The sequence below is a fragment of the Helicobacter salomonis genome (assembly GCF_017979425.1).
GTDB classification, from domain to species: domain Bacteria; phylum Campylobacterota; class Campylobacteria; order Campylobacterales; family Helicobacteraceae; genus Helicobacter; species Helicobacter salomonis.
On sequence record NZ_JAERIS010000014.1, the window covers coordinates 1 to 15216 of the forward strand.

Annotated in this window: 11 protein-coding genes; 6 read left to right on the forward strand and 5 right to left on the reverse strand. The window is 47.3% G+C overall.

Annotation, left to right across the window (positions count from 1 at the left end; translation table 11 throughout):
• Positions 1-179: 179 nt before the first annotated feature.
• From KCO92_RS04200 to KCO92_RS04215, 4 genes are read right to left on the reverse strand one after another with little or no spacing between them, the layout of a single operon-like run.
• Complete coding sequence (locus tag KCO92_RS04200; RefSeq protein ID WP_411710200.1) at positions 180-1718, reverse strand: phospholipase D family protein; 1539 nt, start codon at positions 1716-1718, stop codon at positions 180-182.
• Between the two features lie 50 nt (positions 1719-1768).
• Positions 1769-2497, reverse strand: a complete 729-nt coding sequence (locus KCO92_RS04205) for a fumarate reductase iron-sulfur subunit (protein WP_104694981.1) — start codon at positions 2495-2497, stop codon at positions 1769-1771.
• Positions 2497-4548, reverse strand: a complete 2052-nt coding sequence (locus KCO92_RS04210; protein WP_104638924.1) for a fumarate reductase flavoprotein subunit — start codon at positions 4546-4548, stop codon at positions 2497-2499. The genes KCO92_RS04205 and KCO92_RS04210 overlap by 1 nt, the downstream gene beginning before the upstream one ends.
• Positions 4545-5321, reverse strand: a complete 777-nt coding sequence (locus KCO92_RS04215) for a fumarate reductase cytochrome b subunit (RefSeq protein WP_104694980.1) — start codon at positions 5319-5321, stop codon at positions 4545-4547. Before KCO92_RS04215 ends, KCO92_RS04210 begins: the two co-directional genes overlap by 4 nt.
• 130 nt (positions 5322-5451) lie before the next feature.
• On the opposite strand from KCO92_RS04215, the gene KCO92_RS04220 reads away from it, so the two are divergent.
• The 4 genes from KCO92_RS04220 (at position 5452) to KCO92_RS04235 (ending at position 10221) form a co-directional block, all read left to right on the forward strand.
• Positions 5452-6171 (forward strand): triose-phosphate isomerase, encoded by a 720-nt coding sequence (locus KCO92_RS04220; protein ID WP_104694979.1) that lies wholly within the window; start codon positions 5452-5454, stop codon positions 6169-6171.
• The gene (gene lpxD / locus KCO92_RS04225; protein ID WP_104694978.1) at positions 6168-7187 is read left to right on the forward strand and encodes a UDP-3-O-(3-hydroxymyristoyl)glucosamine N-acyltransferase; all 1020 of its coding nucleotides are present in this window, start codon (positions 6168-6170) and stop codon (positions 7185-7187) included. The genes KCO92_RS04220 and lpxD overlap by 4 nt, the downstream gene beginning before the upstream one ends.
• The gene (locus tag KCO92_RS04230) at positions 7175-8428 is read left to right on the forward strand and encodes an MFS transporter (protein ID WP_104694977.1); all 1254 of its coding nucleotides are present in this window, start codon (positions 7175-7177) and stop codon (positions 8426-8428) included. The genes lpxD and KCO92_RS04230 overlap by 13 nt, the downstream gene beginning before the upstream one ends.
• 185 nt (positions 8429-8613) lie before the next feature.
• On the forward strand, positions 8614-10221 hold the full coding sequence (locus tag KCO92_RS04235) for a methyl-accepting chemotaxis protein (RefSeq protein WP_233710413.1): 1608 nt from the start codon (positions 8614-8616) through the stop codon (positions 10219-10221).
• Between the two features lie 10 nt (positions 10222-10231).
• Here KCO92_RS04235 and KCO92_RS04240 read toward each other — a convergent pair whose 3' ends face one another.
• Entirely contained in the window at positions 10232-10600 is a 369-nt protein-coding gene (locus KCO92_RS04240; protein WP_158653535.1) for a hypothetical protein, read from the reverse strand.
• A 282-nt stretch (positions 10601-10882) separates the two neighbouring features.
• Here KCO92_RS04240 and dnaE point away from each other — a divergent pair, with 282 nt between their 5' ends.
• Together dnaE and KCO92_RS04250 are read left to right on the forward strand one after the other, a co-directional pair.
• On the forward strand, positions 10883-14455 hold the full coding sequence (gene dnaE / locus KCO92_RS04245; protein WP_104694974.1) for a DNA polymerase III subunit alpha: 3573 nt from the start codon (positions 10883-10885) through the stop codon (positions 14453-14455).
• Entirely contained in the window at positions 14455-15207 is a 753-nt protein-coding gene (locus tag KCO92_RS04250; protein ID WP_104694987.1) for a pseudouridine synthase, read from the forward strand. The genes dnaE and KCO92_RS04250 overlap by 1 nt, the downstream gene beginning before the upstream one ends.
• Positions 15208-15216 lie beyond the last annotated feature (9 nt).

The following is a 15216-nucleotide window of genomic DNA, read 5'->3' on the forward strand; positions in this document are numbered from 1 at the left end:
TTTCACTAACCTCACTTACCTATTGCAAGGTTAGCCTTTCTTTTCTTAGAGTGCGCTTACATCTTAAGCCCTAAAGGACGGAGTTTTACGCGCAATTTGGATAAATTCTAGCTTAGGGGGCACAATCACTCGTTTAAATGCCGCGTATGTTGACAAAACCCCCCTTGTCAATGTCTAGATCACAGCTCGCTTTCGGGCAATATCCTAGACCAGTCTTTGATGAAGCGTAAAAAGGCGGAGGTATTGGGGGGCTTGTCACAGAGAATGACATGCCCATTTTCAACGCCCTCCCAAATGAGTTTTTGGTGCAACATGTGTTTAACCACTAATAAATGCCAACTCTCTTTCATCTGCTCTTGCATCATTCCTTGTAAATAGAGGGCGAAATCCTTGTTTTCAAAAACCACCACCGATTCGGTGTTAATGCTTGCTGAGCGCGCGTCTAAATTGAAACTTCCAATCCAAGTTTTATGCCCATCAAAAATGAGAGTTTTGCTATGCAAAGAATTTTTAAACCGTCCTCTGATTTTAAATTTAAGTCCCTTGGGGGTGTAGCGTGCATACTTTGAGAGATCACTCTTGGTTTCATAGACATTTGCTCCCGCATCAACTAATTTTTTGGCATAGCGCTCCCATGCTCCATACACCACGATGGCATCGGTAGAGGCAAGCGAATTGGTTAAAATATTGAGCTCTAAGCCTTCTTGTAATTTCTGTGTGAAGAGTTTTAAAAGTGCGCGCCCGGGTACGAGGTAGGAGGAGGCAATGTAGAGCGAGTTAGTGGTATGCGCTAAAATGGCGTTAAGGGCCTGTTTGATGGGCGAGCGTGGATTTGGCATGTTAATTTTATCAGGGCTATCGGCAATGAAAGAAGCGATGCCTTGATAGGCAATCTGCTTTTTGCAAGCGAAGGCGCGCATAAATTCCAAGACATGTTCTTCATAATGGGTGTGTCGGTCGGGTGGATAGAGAATCTTTGAGAGGCGATTCTGATAGGTCTTGGCGTATTTTTTTAATTTAGCATGGCTGGGGAGTAGGTGGGCGGGAATGGAGTTAGGAAAATTCCAATATTGTAAAAAGTTTTGTTTAGCTTGCAAACTCACTGGTCCTAAAAAAAGCGCGTCTATGTCTAAAAAATTTCCTTCCAGATCATTATCAAAGTACACATCAGCAATATTACGCCCCCCGATTACCAAAGCGATATTATCTACAATGAAAAGTTTATTATGCATGCGCTTTTTGATCCGATCGTAGTCGGCTAGCATCTCAAAAACGCGTAGGACCCTATTGCGCACACGGTAGGGATTAAAGATTTTAACCTCAATATTGGGATGGGTGTCTAGCATAATGATGTCTGACATGTCTGAATCCAAACCATTATCATCGATCAAGAGTCGCACCTTCACCCCCCGATCAGCTGCTCTATAGAGTTCAAACATCATCACTCGAGAGGAGATATCGTTCTTGTAAAGGTAAGTCTGAATGTCTATGTTATGGGTCGCCATGCGAATGAGCGCAATGCGTTGCAAGAGTGCCTGATCGCCTTCTTGAAGGAGGAACCCCAAACTCTGGGTGGGTTTTTGGGCTAATTCTTTCGCATAGACAGCGGCAATGGGGGTTTGTAGAGGGTTGTAGTGTTCTAGCCCAGAGAGGGGGTAAGGACCTTGCTGGCGGATAATGGTGCACCCAGCTAGCAAAACCGCCCCCAACCATATCAGGCAATAAAAGCAAAAACGCAAGGGTCAGGTTAATGTTAGCGCAAAACTCCCTAGCGCGCTCTCCCCACCTTCACCATGCGGTTGCGCAACTGCGCCAAACTATCCTGCAAAGGGATTTCTTTAGGGCAGGTGTCATGGCAACCAATCAAGCTCATGCACCCAAAAATCCCATCGTCATCGCCCACCAATTCGTAAAAATCCTCATCACTGCGTTCGTCATGGGAGTCAATCAAAAAGCGCATCGCGCGGTTTAGCCCCGCTGCGCCAATAAAGTTCTCGCGCATCAGCTTCGTTCCACACGCAGCGATACAGCACCCACATTCAATACAGCGATCTAATTCAAACACTTCTTGTGCCTCATCGGGGTCGATACGCTCCTCAGGCTGGGTAATATCCACTTCCTTGCGGTGGTGTGCCCAACTCTCCACACGCTTAGTCATGCTAAAAAACCACTCTCCCGTATTGACGCTCAAATCCTTGATCAAGGGAAAAGAGGGCATGGGCATGAGCGTGATCGTGTCCTCTTGAAAACTAGAAGTGAGGGTCTTACATGCCAAACGGGGGCGGCCATTGACCATCATCGCACAGCTCCCACAAATCCCCGCACGGCAGACAAAATCAAAACTCAGATCGGGGTCTAAAGTTTCGCGGATGATGCCCAACGCGATAAAAAGAGTCATCGAGGGGATTTCTTGTAACTGATACTCTTTAAAATGGGGTTTAGACACCGCGCTCTGGGGGTCAAATTTTAGGGCTTTAATGGTGATGGTGCGACTCATTATAGATCTCCTAGTCTAATGTTGCGGGCTTTGTATTGGGGTTGCAAATCAAAGGGCATGAGGGCTTCTTGCAAAGCATAGCGATCCCCCCCGCGTGCCTTGATCTCTTCTGTAATTTTGGCAATCTGCGCATCGCGCTGCTCTTTGAGCGGGTGGGGAATGAAATTGCCCTTAGCCCCATACCCCCTAAAATCAGGGCTAATTTCCATGGTCATAATGTCTAGGTCCTCATAGGTTAGGGTGGGTAAAGTTTGGGCGGGGTCTTCCCAACTGGCTAGAGTGCGTTTTAACCAGTTGGCATCATCTCTTTTGGGGTGATCGATGCGCGTGTGCGCCCCACGGCTCTCGGTGCGATCCAGCGCGCCTTTGGCAATGCACAGCGCTAACTTGAGCATTTTTTGGGTGCGGTAAGCGTCTTCTAGCTCGGGGTTGTTATGGGTTTTCTTGTTTTTCACATGGATGTGCTGGGCGCGCTTATAGAGTTCCTCTAATTCATGCACGGCCTCCTCTAGGATCGCACCCTCTCTAAAGACCCCCACTTTTTCGTCCATGATCTCGCGCATGCGCTCCCTAATCACATAGACATCTTCCTTGCCCTCATTGTGCAAGAGACCTTGCAAATGCTCTTCTGTGCGCTTGATAAAGCTTTGGGCGATCTGGGTGTTGATGTCGATGCTCGCTTGTGCGCAGTGCTGGGCGAAGTAATCCCCGATGATCATCCCAGCAACCACCGCCTCGCTCACAGAGTTACCCCCTAGGCGGTTAAACCCGTGCAAATCCCAACACGCCGCCTCGCCCGCACAAAAGAGCCCCTTTAGATGACTCTCTCCCTTGTAATTAGTGCGTAGTCCCCCCATAGAGTAGTGTTGCATGGGCTTGATAGGCACCCAGCCCTTTTGTTTGGGCGCACCCTCGCCAAATTGGGGCTCATCTTTGGGCATGTCTTTCAAATTTGTGTCGCTCTCTATGCTATCATCCGCCGCATCAATGCCTGCAAAAGTATGGGCGATGTCGTGCACATCTCTAAGATTTTTTTCTACATGCTCGCGACCTAAAATAGCAATGTCCAACCACACATGATCGCCATAAGGCGAAGGCGCGCCATAGCCCTTTTTAATGTGCTCTAAAATGCGCCGACTCACCACATCCCGACTAGCTAATTCTTTCTTTTCGGGTTCATAAGCAGGCATGAAACGCCGCCCAAATTTATCGCGCAAAATCCCCCCATCGCCCCGACACCCCTCTGTCATCAAAATCCCGCTGGGCACTAAGGCTGTAGGGTGGAATTGCACCGCTTCCATGTTGCCCAGTTTAGCTACCCCCGTTTCTAGCGCGCTGGCAATCCCTGCGCCATCGCAAATCACCGCATTTGTCGTGTGCTTATAGACCCGCCCATAACCCCCCGTAGCTAAAAGCGTGCCCTTAGACACATAGGCACTCAATTCCCCAGTGATGAGATCGCGCACCACAGCCCCATAACACACACCCTCATGGTGGATTAGAGTTAAAACCTCTTTGCGATCCTGAATATCCACTTGGTGGTGCAAGGCTTCATTAGCCACCGCATAGAGCATGGTATGCCCGGTAGCATCCGCTGTAAAGCAAGTGCGCCACTTTTTAGTGCCCCCAAAGTCGCGGCTTTGGATATAGCCGTGCCGATCCTCTCTTTCCGTGATGGTAACATGCTCGCCATTGATCACGGCCTTGCGATCCCCTTTTTTAATACGCGTCCAAGGCACCCCCCAGCTAGCCAGCTCTCTAATGGCTTTGGGGGCGGTGGTCACAAACATTCTAGCCACTTGCTGATCGCAACCCCAGTCGCTCCCCTTCACCGTGTCCAAAAAATGCAGGTCTTCATTATCCCCTTCACTCATCTTAGCATTGCCCAAACTAGCCTGCATGCCCCCTTGTGCGGCAGCCGAGTGGGAACGCCTTACAGGCACTAGGCTTAACACGATGGTGTGCAATCCCCGCTGTTTACACGCAATACTGGCGCGCAAACCCGCCAAACCACCACCCACCACCAACGCATCGCAATACACTATATTCATTCTTTTCCTTCCTTATGCAGTTGTTCATCTAGCTGGATTGCCTGTTGCATGCTGTTAATGCCCTGACTTTTTTGCGTGAGCCCTTTTTTAATATAGGCCCCATAAGTGAGTAGACCCAAAACGATGAAAAACACGCTCATGCTCCACTTAGCCTTTCTCAAGCCATCGATACCTAGATTTTTGAACCAACCCCATTTGATCGCCAATCTATAGAGCCCAATGGAGCCATGCAACTCCACTGCAAAGAGTAAGAAAATATAGAGTAACCAGAAATGTTGACTCACAAAGCGATAAGAGGAAGCGTGTGGCCCAATGCTATGGGGAGCGGTGAGCATAACAAATAGGTGCACACTGGCTAAAAAAAACATCGCAAAACCCGTGCCTACCTGCACAAACCATAGGGTGGTGTCGCCATGTTTCATCAAATGTTTATGGGTTTTGAAAATTTTGTATTGACGATAGTTGATGGGAAACTTCCTTAGTGCCAAAAAAGCGTGCACGACCAAGATCACAATTACCCCGGCAGCCACCGCACTCACAATGGCAGGCTCGCCCGCCTTGATAAACAAGCTCCCCTCGAAAAACTTGGTTACTGCATACATAGCACGATCGCTGATCAAAATGCTACTCACAAAGAACATGTGCGCAATCATGAACAGCGCCAAAATCAAGCCTGTTGCACTCTGCCAAAAGTCCAATTTAGCATAGGCCCCACTCTTCTTGCGCTCGGTGCTAACCCCGTAGTAGCCCTCTATGATCTCCTCTTGCTGCATACCGCTCCCTTATTCAAAATTTTCCTAAAATGATAGCGAAATTATCATACTTTTTGGGTTATCTTTGCCATCTTTTGCTAAGATTGCCATCTTTTGCTAAGATCATTTGAGTTTACTTGTGGAGTCAGTCGTGAAATATGTTTTAGCCAATCTTAAGTCTTACACTTTAGATCTGAGAATTTATTTAGAAACTTTGGAAAATCTACTCAAGCCCACAACCGCCCCCTATGTGGGCATTTTTCCTCCCCTGATTGAGTTGGGCGCACTCCAGTCTGCCTACGCGCACTTTAGCTTGGGCGCGCAAAACGCTTACCCAGCACTTGAGGGAGCGTTTAGCGGAGAAATCACCTTACAAGCCCTGCAGCAGAGGCAAATTAAGAGCGTGTTGATCGGGCATAGTGAGCGGCGCTTGCTCTTAAATGAGAGCGATGTGTTCTGTGTAAAGAAGTTCGAGTTTTTTGCCCAACATGGGTTTCAGATCGTCTTTTGTATCGGTGAGAGTTTGCCACAAAGAGAAGAGGGGGAAGACGCGCTTCTTCAACATCTCTTAGGACAATTACAAGGTATTGATTTAGAATATCCTAAGCTCATTATCGCTTACGAACCCATTTGGGCAATTGGTACGGGAGTGAGTGCAACGAGCAGTGCGATCGCGCATACTTTAGAAAATTTGCGCCAAAAACTCAAACCCAACCCCCTCATTATCTATGGCGGGAGTGTGCAATTAGATAATGTAGAAGAGATTTTGAATTTAGATGTAGTGGATGGGGTTTTGGTTGGTAAAGCGAGCTTAGACCCCCATGCCTTGGCCAAAATGGTTGCTATTTCTGCCACAAAGGAGTTTGTATGACACTCAGTGCGTTGCTAGAACACTACCAACTAGACATCGCTTTGCCCCCCAATTTTCGAGATTTTGAGGTAGCAGGGATTGCTCCTTTGGAGAATGCCACCCCCAACCACCTAAGCTATGTAGACCAAAAATCCTACCTGAAAAAAGTTAAAGACACACAGGCGGGCGCGATTTTTATCCGTGCTGAGCATGCGAGCAAAATTCCCTCCACTTCTTGTCCCCTTATCACCTCTAATCCTCATTTGGCCTTTGCGCGGGTTTCAGACGCGTTTAAAGCAAATATCTTCGCGCGTCCTATTAACCCCCACCCTCCTAAACTGGGTGAGGGTGTGGTTTTGATGCCCGGGGTGGTCTTGGGTGAGGGGGTGGAAGTGGGTGAGGGGAGTGTACTCATGGCTAATGTAGTGGTGGGCGATGGGGTCAAGATCGGTGCGCAGTGCAAGATTTACCCCAATGTTACTATTTATCAAAACACCTTAATTGGCAACCATGTGTACATTCACGCCAATAGTGTGATTGGCAGTGATGGTTTTGGTTACGCCCACACAGAGCAAGGGGAGCATGTTAAGATCGAGCATACCGGTATCGTGCAAATTGATGACCATGTCGAAATCGGAGCAAACACGACCATTGATCGTGCAGTTTTTGGGATTACTCACATTAAAGAGGGCGTAAAGATTGATAATTTGGTGCAAGTGGGGCATAATTGCGTGCTAGGGGAACATTCCATCATTGTGGCACAAGTGGGGCTTTCTGGCTCTACGACTATGGGGCGCAATGTGGTCTTGGGTGGACAAGTAGGCACGGGGGGACACATGCACATTGGGGAATTTACTCAAATTGGAGGCAAGGGGGCAGTGGGCAAGGATTTACCCCCGCACACCAATTACGCCGGAGCGATCCCAGCGATGGAAATCCATGAATGGCATCATTTTTTGGCAACCCTGCGCCGTTTTGCCAAAAAACAAAAACCTAGTCTAATTGCTAAGGGGTTGTCCAAAGTATGGAAACGCTAGGGCGCGCGCGCAAACGATCTATCATCGCTGCGACGAGTGGAAATTTGGTCGAGTGGTTTGATTTTTACATCTACGCTTTCAGCGCCACTTACTTTGCGCATGAATTTAGCACTTCTAGCAATCCCATTGTGCAGCAAATCAGTGTCTTTGGAGTCTTTGCAGCGGGGTTTTTAGCGCGCCCCTTAGGATCGTGGATTTTTGGGGCTTTAGCTGATAAAATCGGGCGTAAGCACTCGATGGTTATTTCTGTCATCGTGATGGCTTTGGGTTCTTTTATGATTGCTAGCCTTCCTAGCAAAGAGCTTGTGGGAGATTTTGCGATTTTCTTTCTCTTGATGGCTAGACTTATTCAAGGCCTAAGTGTAGGAGGAGAATATGGAATTGTGGCGACTTATCTAGCCGAATTATCTGCAAAGGGGAGGCGCGGGTTTTATGGCTCTTTCCAGTATGTTACCCTGATTGGGGGGCAGTTTTTAGCGGTGGCGAGCATTGCGGTGTTGCTGGCTATCTTTGGTGTGGCGCAGATGAGTGCCTTTGCTTGGCGTTTTCTCTTTGTTTTAGGAGGCTTGCTGGCTCTGGGCTCGCTTGTGGCGCGCAGATTTATGGAAGAAAGTGCCAGCAATTTGGAAGAACACGAGCGACGCGGCACACTCAGAGCACTTGGTCCCCATTGGCGTTCCTGCGTGTTGGTGGCGGGTATCACGGCGGGAGGTTCGCTAGGCTTTTACACGATCACCACTTACGCCAAAACTTTTTTAGAAAATGCCGGAATGCCTAAGGTGGTTGTCAATGACCTGTTTTTGATCGCGCTGGCGATTTTGATGTGTATGCAGCCCCTCTTTGGATATGTGGGCGATAGAATCACTTTTAGACGCTCTATCGTTCTTTATGCTCTCTTGGCCCTTATAGGGATTTACCCTCTGTTCCAGGGCATGGCACATTATGCGAGCCACCCCGGTGTGGCCTTTGGCTTGGTGTTGTGCTTGTTTGCTATTTTAAGTTTTTATACTTCCGTTTCAGGGATTGTCAAAGCCCAACTCTTCCCCCAACATGTGCGCGCACTGGGTACGGGATTTAGCTTTGCGATTGCTAACGCTGTTTTTGGGGGCACGGCTCCCTACATAGCCCTACAATTCAAAAGTGCCCATATGGAAAATGGTTTTTTTGTCTATGTAGCCGTAGTAATGGGGATTGCACTCATTTGTGCGCTGTGTTTGCCCAAACAAAATGTCTTAGATTAAGAGTGCTCTAATGTGATGGCATGCGTGTTGGGTGCGTGTGTGTACTTGTGCGTTTAGACGCGTGCGTGTTTTTGTAGCCTCATAAAGGAGGAGTCATGTCTTTAAATCTACGCTGGAAAATCATACTTATTGTCCTTGGGTCTTTGTGCACATTAGGACTGGCAACGGCTTTTTTAAGCAACTATATGGAACGAGCAAGCTTTAAAAAGACTTTGGGGGCCTTTAATTCCAATGCGCTGGTAAAGCGTGAATCGGGCATTAAATACAATGTTTTTATTGCCACTTCTGGTTTGGCAGAGTATTTTAAACACAATTCTAGGGAAGTGGCCCTACACATGAGTGCTACCTACTTTAACAAGATCAACGCAGCTAAAGGACGGCTTTACATTGTCGCGCTGGAAAAAGATGGCACTCTTATTACTGATAGCATGCACCCAAAGTTAATAGGCAAAAAGGTGTTGGACTTCAAGGGCGTACGGGGAGATTATTATTTCAAAGAATTTACAGAACGCGCCTTGCGCGATCCTAAAGGTGGATTTTACCGCTGTCATCTTAAACGCCCCGCCCCTGAAATCAAGACAGAGGATTGTGTGAGCTATGCCTACCACGACCCAATAAGCGATTTGATCGTAGTGGCCGTGAGCTATGTGAGTGCTATCTACAAGACAATGGAAAAGGCAGAAGAGCAAGCCTATATTTTAGCCGATCATAATTTTCGCAATCTCTTATACTCTACTCTAGCGATCACACTGGGAATTATTCTCATTGCCTTTGTCCTCAATCATTTTTGGATTGTCAAACGCCTAGAAACATTAGTGGGAGTGGTGCGCAATTTTGCTAGCAGTCAAAAGGATCTCACCGCACGCATCCACATCAAAGGACGCGCCCAAGATGAAATTAGCTTGGCTGCTAACCACATCAACAGCTTTTTAGAGCATGTTTGTGCGTTCAATAATGAGATCAAACACTGCAGTAACCAAAGTCGTGAATCTGCTTTATACCTGGAAAATGCCATGTTACACACTACAGAGGCAATCCAACAAACCGCCCGAGTCATTACCCAAGTCAGGGATGAGGGTGTTCAACTTTCCTCTAATTTAGCAGAGATGAATGGCGATGTTGAAGGCGTGGCAGGCGAATTAGGTAAGGCTTTGAACCTACTTGAGCAGAGCAAGGCGAGTGTAACCACGCTGTGTAATGCTATCGTGGAGGATGTTGCCAATGAGAGAGCTCTGATTACCCAAATTGAAGCCCTGAGCCAGAACACCAATAGTGCTAAAGATATTTTGGAAAGCATCGATAAGATCGCCAAGCAGACCAATTTATTAGCGCTGAATGCTGCCATTGAAGCTGCTAGAGCAGGTGAGCATGGGAGGGGTTTTGCCGTCGTGGCTGATGAGGTGAGCAATCTAGCAGCACGCACACAACACGCCTTAATAGAGGTAAACACGACCCTCTCTACCATCATACAAAATGTCGATGATGTGAGTCAGAAAATGAGCCAACAGGCTGCGCGCATTGAAAAAGCCAATGTGTTGAGCAACTCGGTCCAAGAAACTTCCACGCAAACAACAGAGTATCTGGAGCAACTCATTGAGCGCATTAAAGGGGTGAATATCCGCTTTGTTCATTTGGTCCAGGATACTCAGACTATTATTAACGAAGTGATTTCTGTGCAATCCTCGGCCAGTAAAACCTTGGAGAATGCAGAAAGCATGCAGGCCATCATGCAAGAGTCTAAAGAGCTAGCCCAGCAGATCGCGCATAAAACCAATGACTACAAGACCATGTGAACCCCGCTATTCACGACAATACCAAGACATCTTGTGAGAAACTTTTTAAAATCCTTTGACCAAGAATATTGGAGATAGACACAAGTGCATTATGCATGACAATAGGGATGAGGGAGTCTTTGTACATATCACACCCTAGTTCTTTTAAAACTTCTAAGATATTCTTGAGTGTTAAAAAATCCTCAACACGAGGAGCTTCTAGATAGCGTTGGTATGGCATGTTCGAGCCAAAGGGAATTGCCACATCCAACACAAAAGAGCGATCGGATTTGACTAGTATTTTGATGCCAAAATACAGCTTAAGACCAAAAACGTATTCGCAATTGGTAACATGCTTTCTAATGTACTCTGCATTAGGCAACACAATGCTTTCTGGCAACATTTTGTGCTACAGGGCTCGTAAGTGTTCTACAACATCGCCGCTTTTTTCCAAACTAATCCAATTAGCATAAAGTTTATCTTTTGATCCAATCAAGTTTTCATTGAGTATGTTGTTGGGGGCATTGTGTACTACTTACGCATCTCTCAAAAACACAGACTTTGTGGTATCCCAAAGAATTCTGACGAGTCCAAGAACTGCTATGCGTCTTCAAGAAGGTCCATTGATTGGCTTTAAGAGGCTTTTTAGCCCCTCTGCTCTAGCATGTGGCAAAGGACGAACATGGAAAATTTCACCCATTTACATTTGCATACCGAATACTCTCTATTAGATGGGGCGAACAAGATCAAAATCTTGGCCCAGCGCATTAAAGAGTTAGGGATGACCAGTGTGAGCATGAGCGACCATGGCAATATGTTTGGAGCTATTGATTTTTACACCTGCATGAAAAAAGAGGGGATCAAGCCCATCATTGGGATTGAAACCTACTTACATAACGCCGAAAATTTAGAGGATAAACAATCCCGCCAACGCTTCCATTTGTGTCTTTATGCCAAAGATCAAGAAGGCTATGCCAACCTAATGTATCTAAGCTCTCAAGCCTTCCTCAAGGGTTTTTACTATTTTCCTCGTATCAATAAAAAGCTGCTCAAAGAACGCGCTAAGGGCTTGATCTGCTCGAGTGCATGCTTGCAAGGCGAAATTAATTGGCATCTCAACCTCAACAACCCCAAAAACAAACAGTATGGCGCAAAGGGCTATGAAGAGGCCAAGCGCATCGCCTGTGAATACCAAGACATCTTTGGGGACGACTTCTACATGGAAATTATGCGCCATGGTATTGCCGATCAACTCTACATTGACGAGCAACTCATTAAGCTCTCTTTAGAGACCGGTATTAAGCTCATTGCCACTAATGACACCCACTACACCAAGCAGGAGGACGCGCGCGCCCAAGAAGTCGCCATGTGTGTGGCAATGAATAAAACTTTTGGGGATAAGGACCGCTTAAAACATTCCGTGCACGAGTTTTACATCAAATCTCCCGCGCAGATGGCACAACTTTTTGCAGATATCCCTGAAGCCCTAGAGCACACCCAAGAGATCGCACGCAAATGCCAGCTAGAATTAGATTTAAAAAGCGACACCAACCCACCCACTCCCCCGCGCTTTAAATTCACCAAAGAGTACGCCACCAACGAGGGGCTAGACCTTGAAGAAGACGCACTCTACTTTGCCTACAAAGCTAGAGAGGGCTTGAAAAAACGCCTAGAGATCATCGATCTTAATCAACACGCTACTTATCAAGAACGCCTAGAATATGAGATCAAAACCATCGTGGACATGAAATTTGCCGGCTACATGCTCATCGTGTGGGATTTTATCCGCCATGCTAGAGAGAGTGGTATACCGGTAGGTCCGGGGCGAGGCAGTGCAGCCGGGAGTCTTGTGGCGTTTTGTTTGCAAATAACAGACATTGACCCGCTTAAATACGATCTCCTCTTTGAGCGTTTTTTAAACCCCGAGCGCGTGAGTATGCCCGATATTGATACGGATTTCTGCCAAAGACGGCGGGGCGAAATGCTCGACTACATGGTTTCTAAATATGGCAAATACAATGTCGCCCAAGTGATCACTTTCAATAAAATGCTGGCTAAGGGGGTGATTCGCGATGTGGCACGCGTGCTGGACATGCCCTATAAAGAAGCCGACGAAATGGCTAAACTCATCCCCAATCGCTTAGGAATCACGCTCAGAGAGGCTTACGAGCTAGAGCCCAAGATCGCCCTATTGACTGAGAGCAACCCCACGGCTAAACAAGTTTGGGAATTCGCCCTAAGCTTGGAGAATTTGAATCGTTCCGCGGGCAAACACGCGGCCGCATTGGTGGTGGATAGTGAGCGCGAATTGTGGCATAAGACCCCGCTATATACCAGCGAGCGCACGGGGGGGATTGTTACCCAGTATTCCATGAAATACCTAGAAGCGGTGGACTTGATCAAATTTGACTTCTTAGGACTTAAAACTTTGAGTGTGATTGATGACGCGCTTAAGCTCATTGAAAAATACGCCTATAAGAAGATCGACTTTTTGAGTGTGAACATGGACGACCCAGAGGTCTACAAAACTATGCAAGAGGGTAACACCATTGGGATATTCCAAATTGAATCGGGCATGTTTCAAACCTTGAATAAACGCCTGCGCCCCTCCTGCTTTGAAGATATTATTGCTATCATCGCTTTAGGGCGCCCCGGACCTATGGAGTCTGGGATGGTGGATGATTTTGTCAATCGCAAACACGGATTAGAGCCCATCACCTATACCTTTGAGGCGTTAGAACCCATTTTGCGCCCCACTTATGGGACGATTGTCTATCAAGAGCAGGTGATGCAGATTGTGCAAACCATTGGGGGCTTTTCTTTGGGTGAGGCGGATTTAATCCGCCGTGCGATGGGGAAAAAGGACGCGCAAATCATGGCAGATAACCGCGCCAAATTCATAGAGGGCGCGCGTAAAAGAGGCTATGAGGCAGACAAAGCGGGCGATCTCTTTGATTTGATCGTCAAGTTTGCTGGGTATGGCTTTAACAAATCCCACTCGGCAGCTTATGCCATGCTCACCTTCCAAACCGCCTATCTCAAGACCCACTACAAACACGAATTTATGGCAGCGATGATTAGCAGTGAATGCCGCCACATTGAGGAAGTTGCTCACTATGTGGAGGAGGCCAACTCGATGGGAATCAAAGTAGAACGCCCCCATGTGAATGTGTCCGATGTGCGCTTTAGGGTGCAAGAGGAGGGAGAAGAAAAACATATTGTCTTTGGCTTAGAGGCGATCAAGGGTGCGGGCGAAGGACCTTTGGGCACTTTGGTGGAAATCCGCGAAAAGCAAGGCGCATTTAAAGATTTGCAAGACTTTATCAGCAAAATTGACTTTTCTAAGTTTAGCAAGCGTGTTTTAGAGCCCTTGATCAAATCCGGGAGTTTAGACAACTTGGGCTACAATCGGCGCACTATGTTAGAAAACTTAGATGCCATCTGTGAGGAGGGGCGCAGAAAGGATAAAACCAACGCCCAAATGCGTGCCGGACTCTTTGCGGACGCGCAGACAGAGCGCGCTAATCTCAATCTAAAACTCTATGAAGAATACGATGCCAACACTTTGTTAGATTTTGAATACGAATGCATGGGGATTTACTTCTCAGGCCACCCCTTGAATGAATTTAAGGACCAGATCAAGCCCCTGAAAAATATCCTCAAGAGCACGGACATCAAGCGCGTGGAAATTGGTAGTGCTGTGGTGCTGGTGGGCAAGATTTTAGAGCTCAAGCGCAAATTGGGCAAGAAAAGCAAAAAGCCTTATGGCGAGGCGGTAATTGTGGATTTATCCGGGCGTTTTGAACTCATGCTCTTTGAGCGCCAGCTCAACGCGCTAGAACAATTAGACAGCGATTTACCCCTAGCCTTTAAGTGCAAGGTAGAGGAACAAGAGGAGGTCGCGCGCTTACGCCTCTTTGAGATCAAAACCCTAGAGCAGATCGCTACAGAGAAAATCGCCAAAGTGCGCTATAAAGCAGAAGCCCAGCCTAGCGACATCGAGCCTTTAGATTTGCAAGCTGATTTTAACAAGGCCGCCTCCTGCCTGCAAGGGCAACCCTTGTGCTTGGTGGTGGACACTAGCGTGCCTGCAGAGTTGTTCGCACATTTAAAAGAGGTGGCAAATGCCAATAAGGGCGAGCGCGCGCTCTGCGTGGTGTTTAAAGAAAAAGACAAGAAAATCACTATCAGCACCCCCCTAAAAGTGAGCGCGCAGATCAAAGAACAATTTAAAGATTATGAATGGATGGATTGATGCGCCTCAATCAGTTTATCGCCCGTTATGCTCACTGCTCGCGCCGTCAGGCCGATACTCTCATAACAGAGGGTAAGGTGAAGATCAACCACCAAATTGCAGGCTTTACCACGCCCTTTAGCAAAGAAGATAAAATCTTTGTAGAGGGCAGGTTGCTTAAAATTCCCAAAGCTCCCCGTTATAGCGTGATCCTCTATCACAAACCTAAGGGGGAGTTGGTGGCGCGCAAGGATCATCGTGCTCGCCCAACCATCTTTGAGAGCTTAGATCGCAAATTCGCCCATTTTATCCCTGTGGGGCGTTTGGACTTTGCCTCTAGCGGGCTATTGCTCTTAAGCGATCATAGCGGGGTAGCGAGTGCGCTGATGCATAGTGCCTTAGAGCGGGTGTATTTGCTCAAAATTGCAGGACCCATCACCCCCCAGATTTTAGAGGGCATGCAAAGTGGAATCCACTCCCACAAGGGCGCACATCCTAAAAACACTAAGCAAAGCCTACAACTCCCTCCTTTCGCGCACTGCCATATCATCAAAAACCACCCGCATTTTTCTAAGCTCAAAATCACCCTCACAGAGGGCAAGAATAGAGAATTACGCCGCTTCTTTGCCCATTTTGATCGCGCCGTGCTGGATTTACAACGGGTTTCCTATGGCTTTGCCCATCTCAACGCCCTCCCCGTGGGCAAAACGCGCTATCTAAACCCTAAAGAATACCAGCACCTACACGCCTTTCTCAAAGACACCAAATTATAGGTCAAAGCA

Coding starts and splice junctions, on each gene's coding strand:
- KCO92_RS04205 (WP_104694981.1), bottom strand. CDS start 2,497: ATGAGTCGCACCATCACCATTAAAGCCCTAAAATTTGACCCCCAGAGC.
- KCO92_RS04210 (WP_104638924.1), bottom strand. CDS start 4,548: ATGAATATAGTGTATTGCGATGCGTTGGTGGTGGGTGGTGGTTTGGCG.
- KCO92_RS04215 (WP_104694980.1), bottom strand. CDS start 5,321: ATGCAGCAAGAGGAGATCATAGAGGGCTACTACGGGGTTAGCACCGAG.
- lpxD (WP_104694978.1), top strand. CDS start 6,168: ATGACACTCAGTGCGTTGCTAGAACACTACCAACTAGACATCGCTTTG.
- KCO92_RS04230 (WP_104694977.1), top strand. CDS start 7,175: ATGGAAACGCTAGGGCGCGCGCGCAAACGATCTATCATCGCTGCGACG.
- KCO92_RS04235 (WP_233710413.1), top strand. CDS start 8,614: ATGGAACGAGCAAGCTTTAAAAAGACTTTGGGGGCCTTTAATTCCAAT.
- dnaE (WP_104694974.1), top strand. CDS start 10,883: ATGGAAAATTTCACCCATTTACATTTGCATACCGAATACTCTCTATTA.
- KCO92_RS04250 (WP_104694987.1), top strand. CDS start 14,455: ATGCGCCTCAATCAGTTTATCGCCCGTTATGCTCACTGCTCGCGCCGT.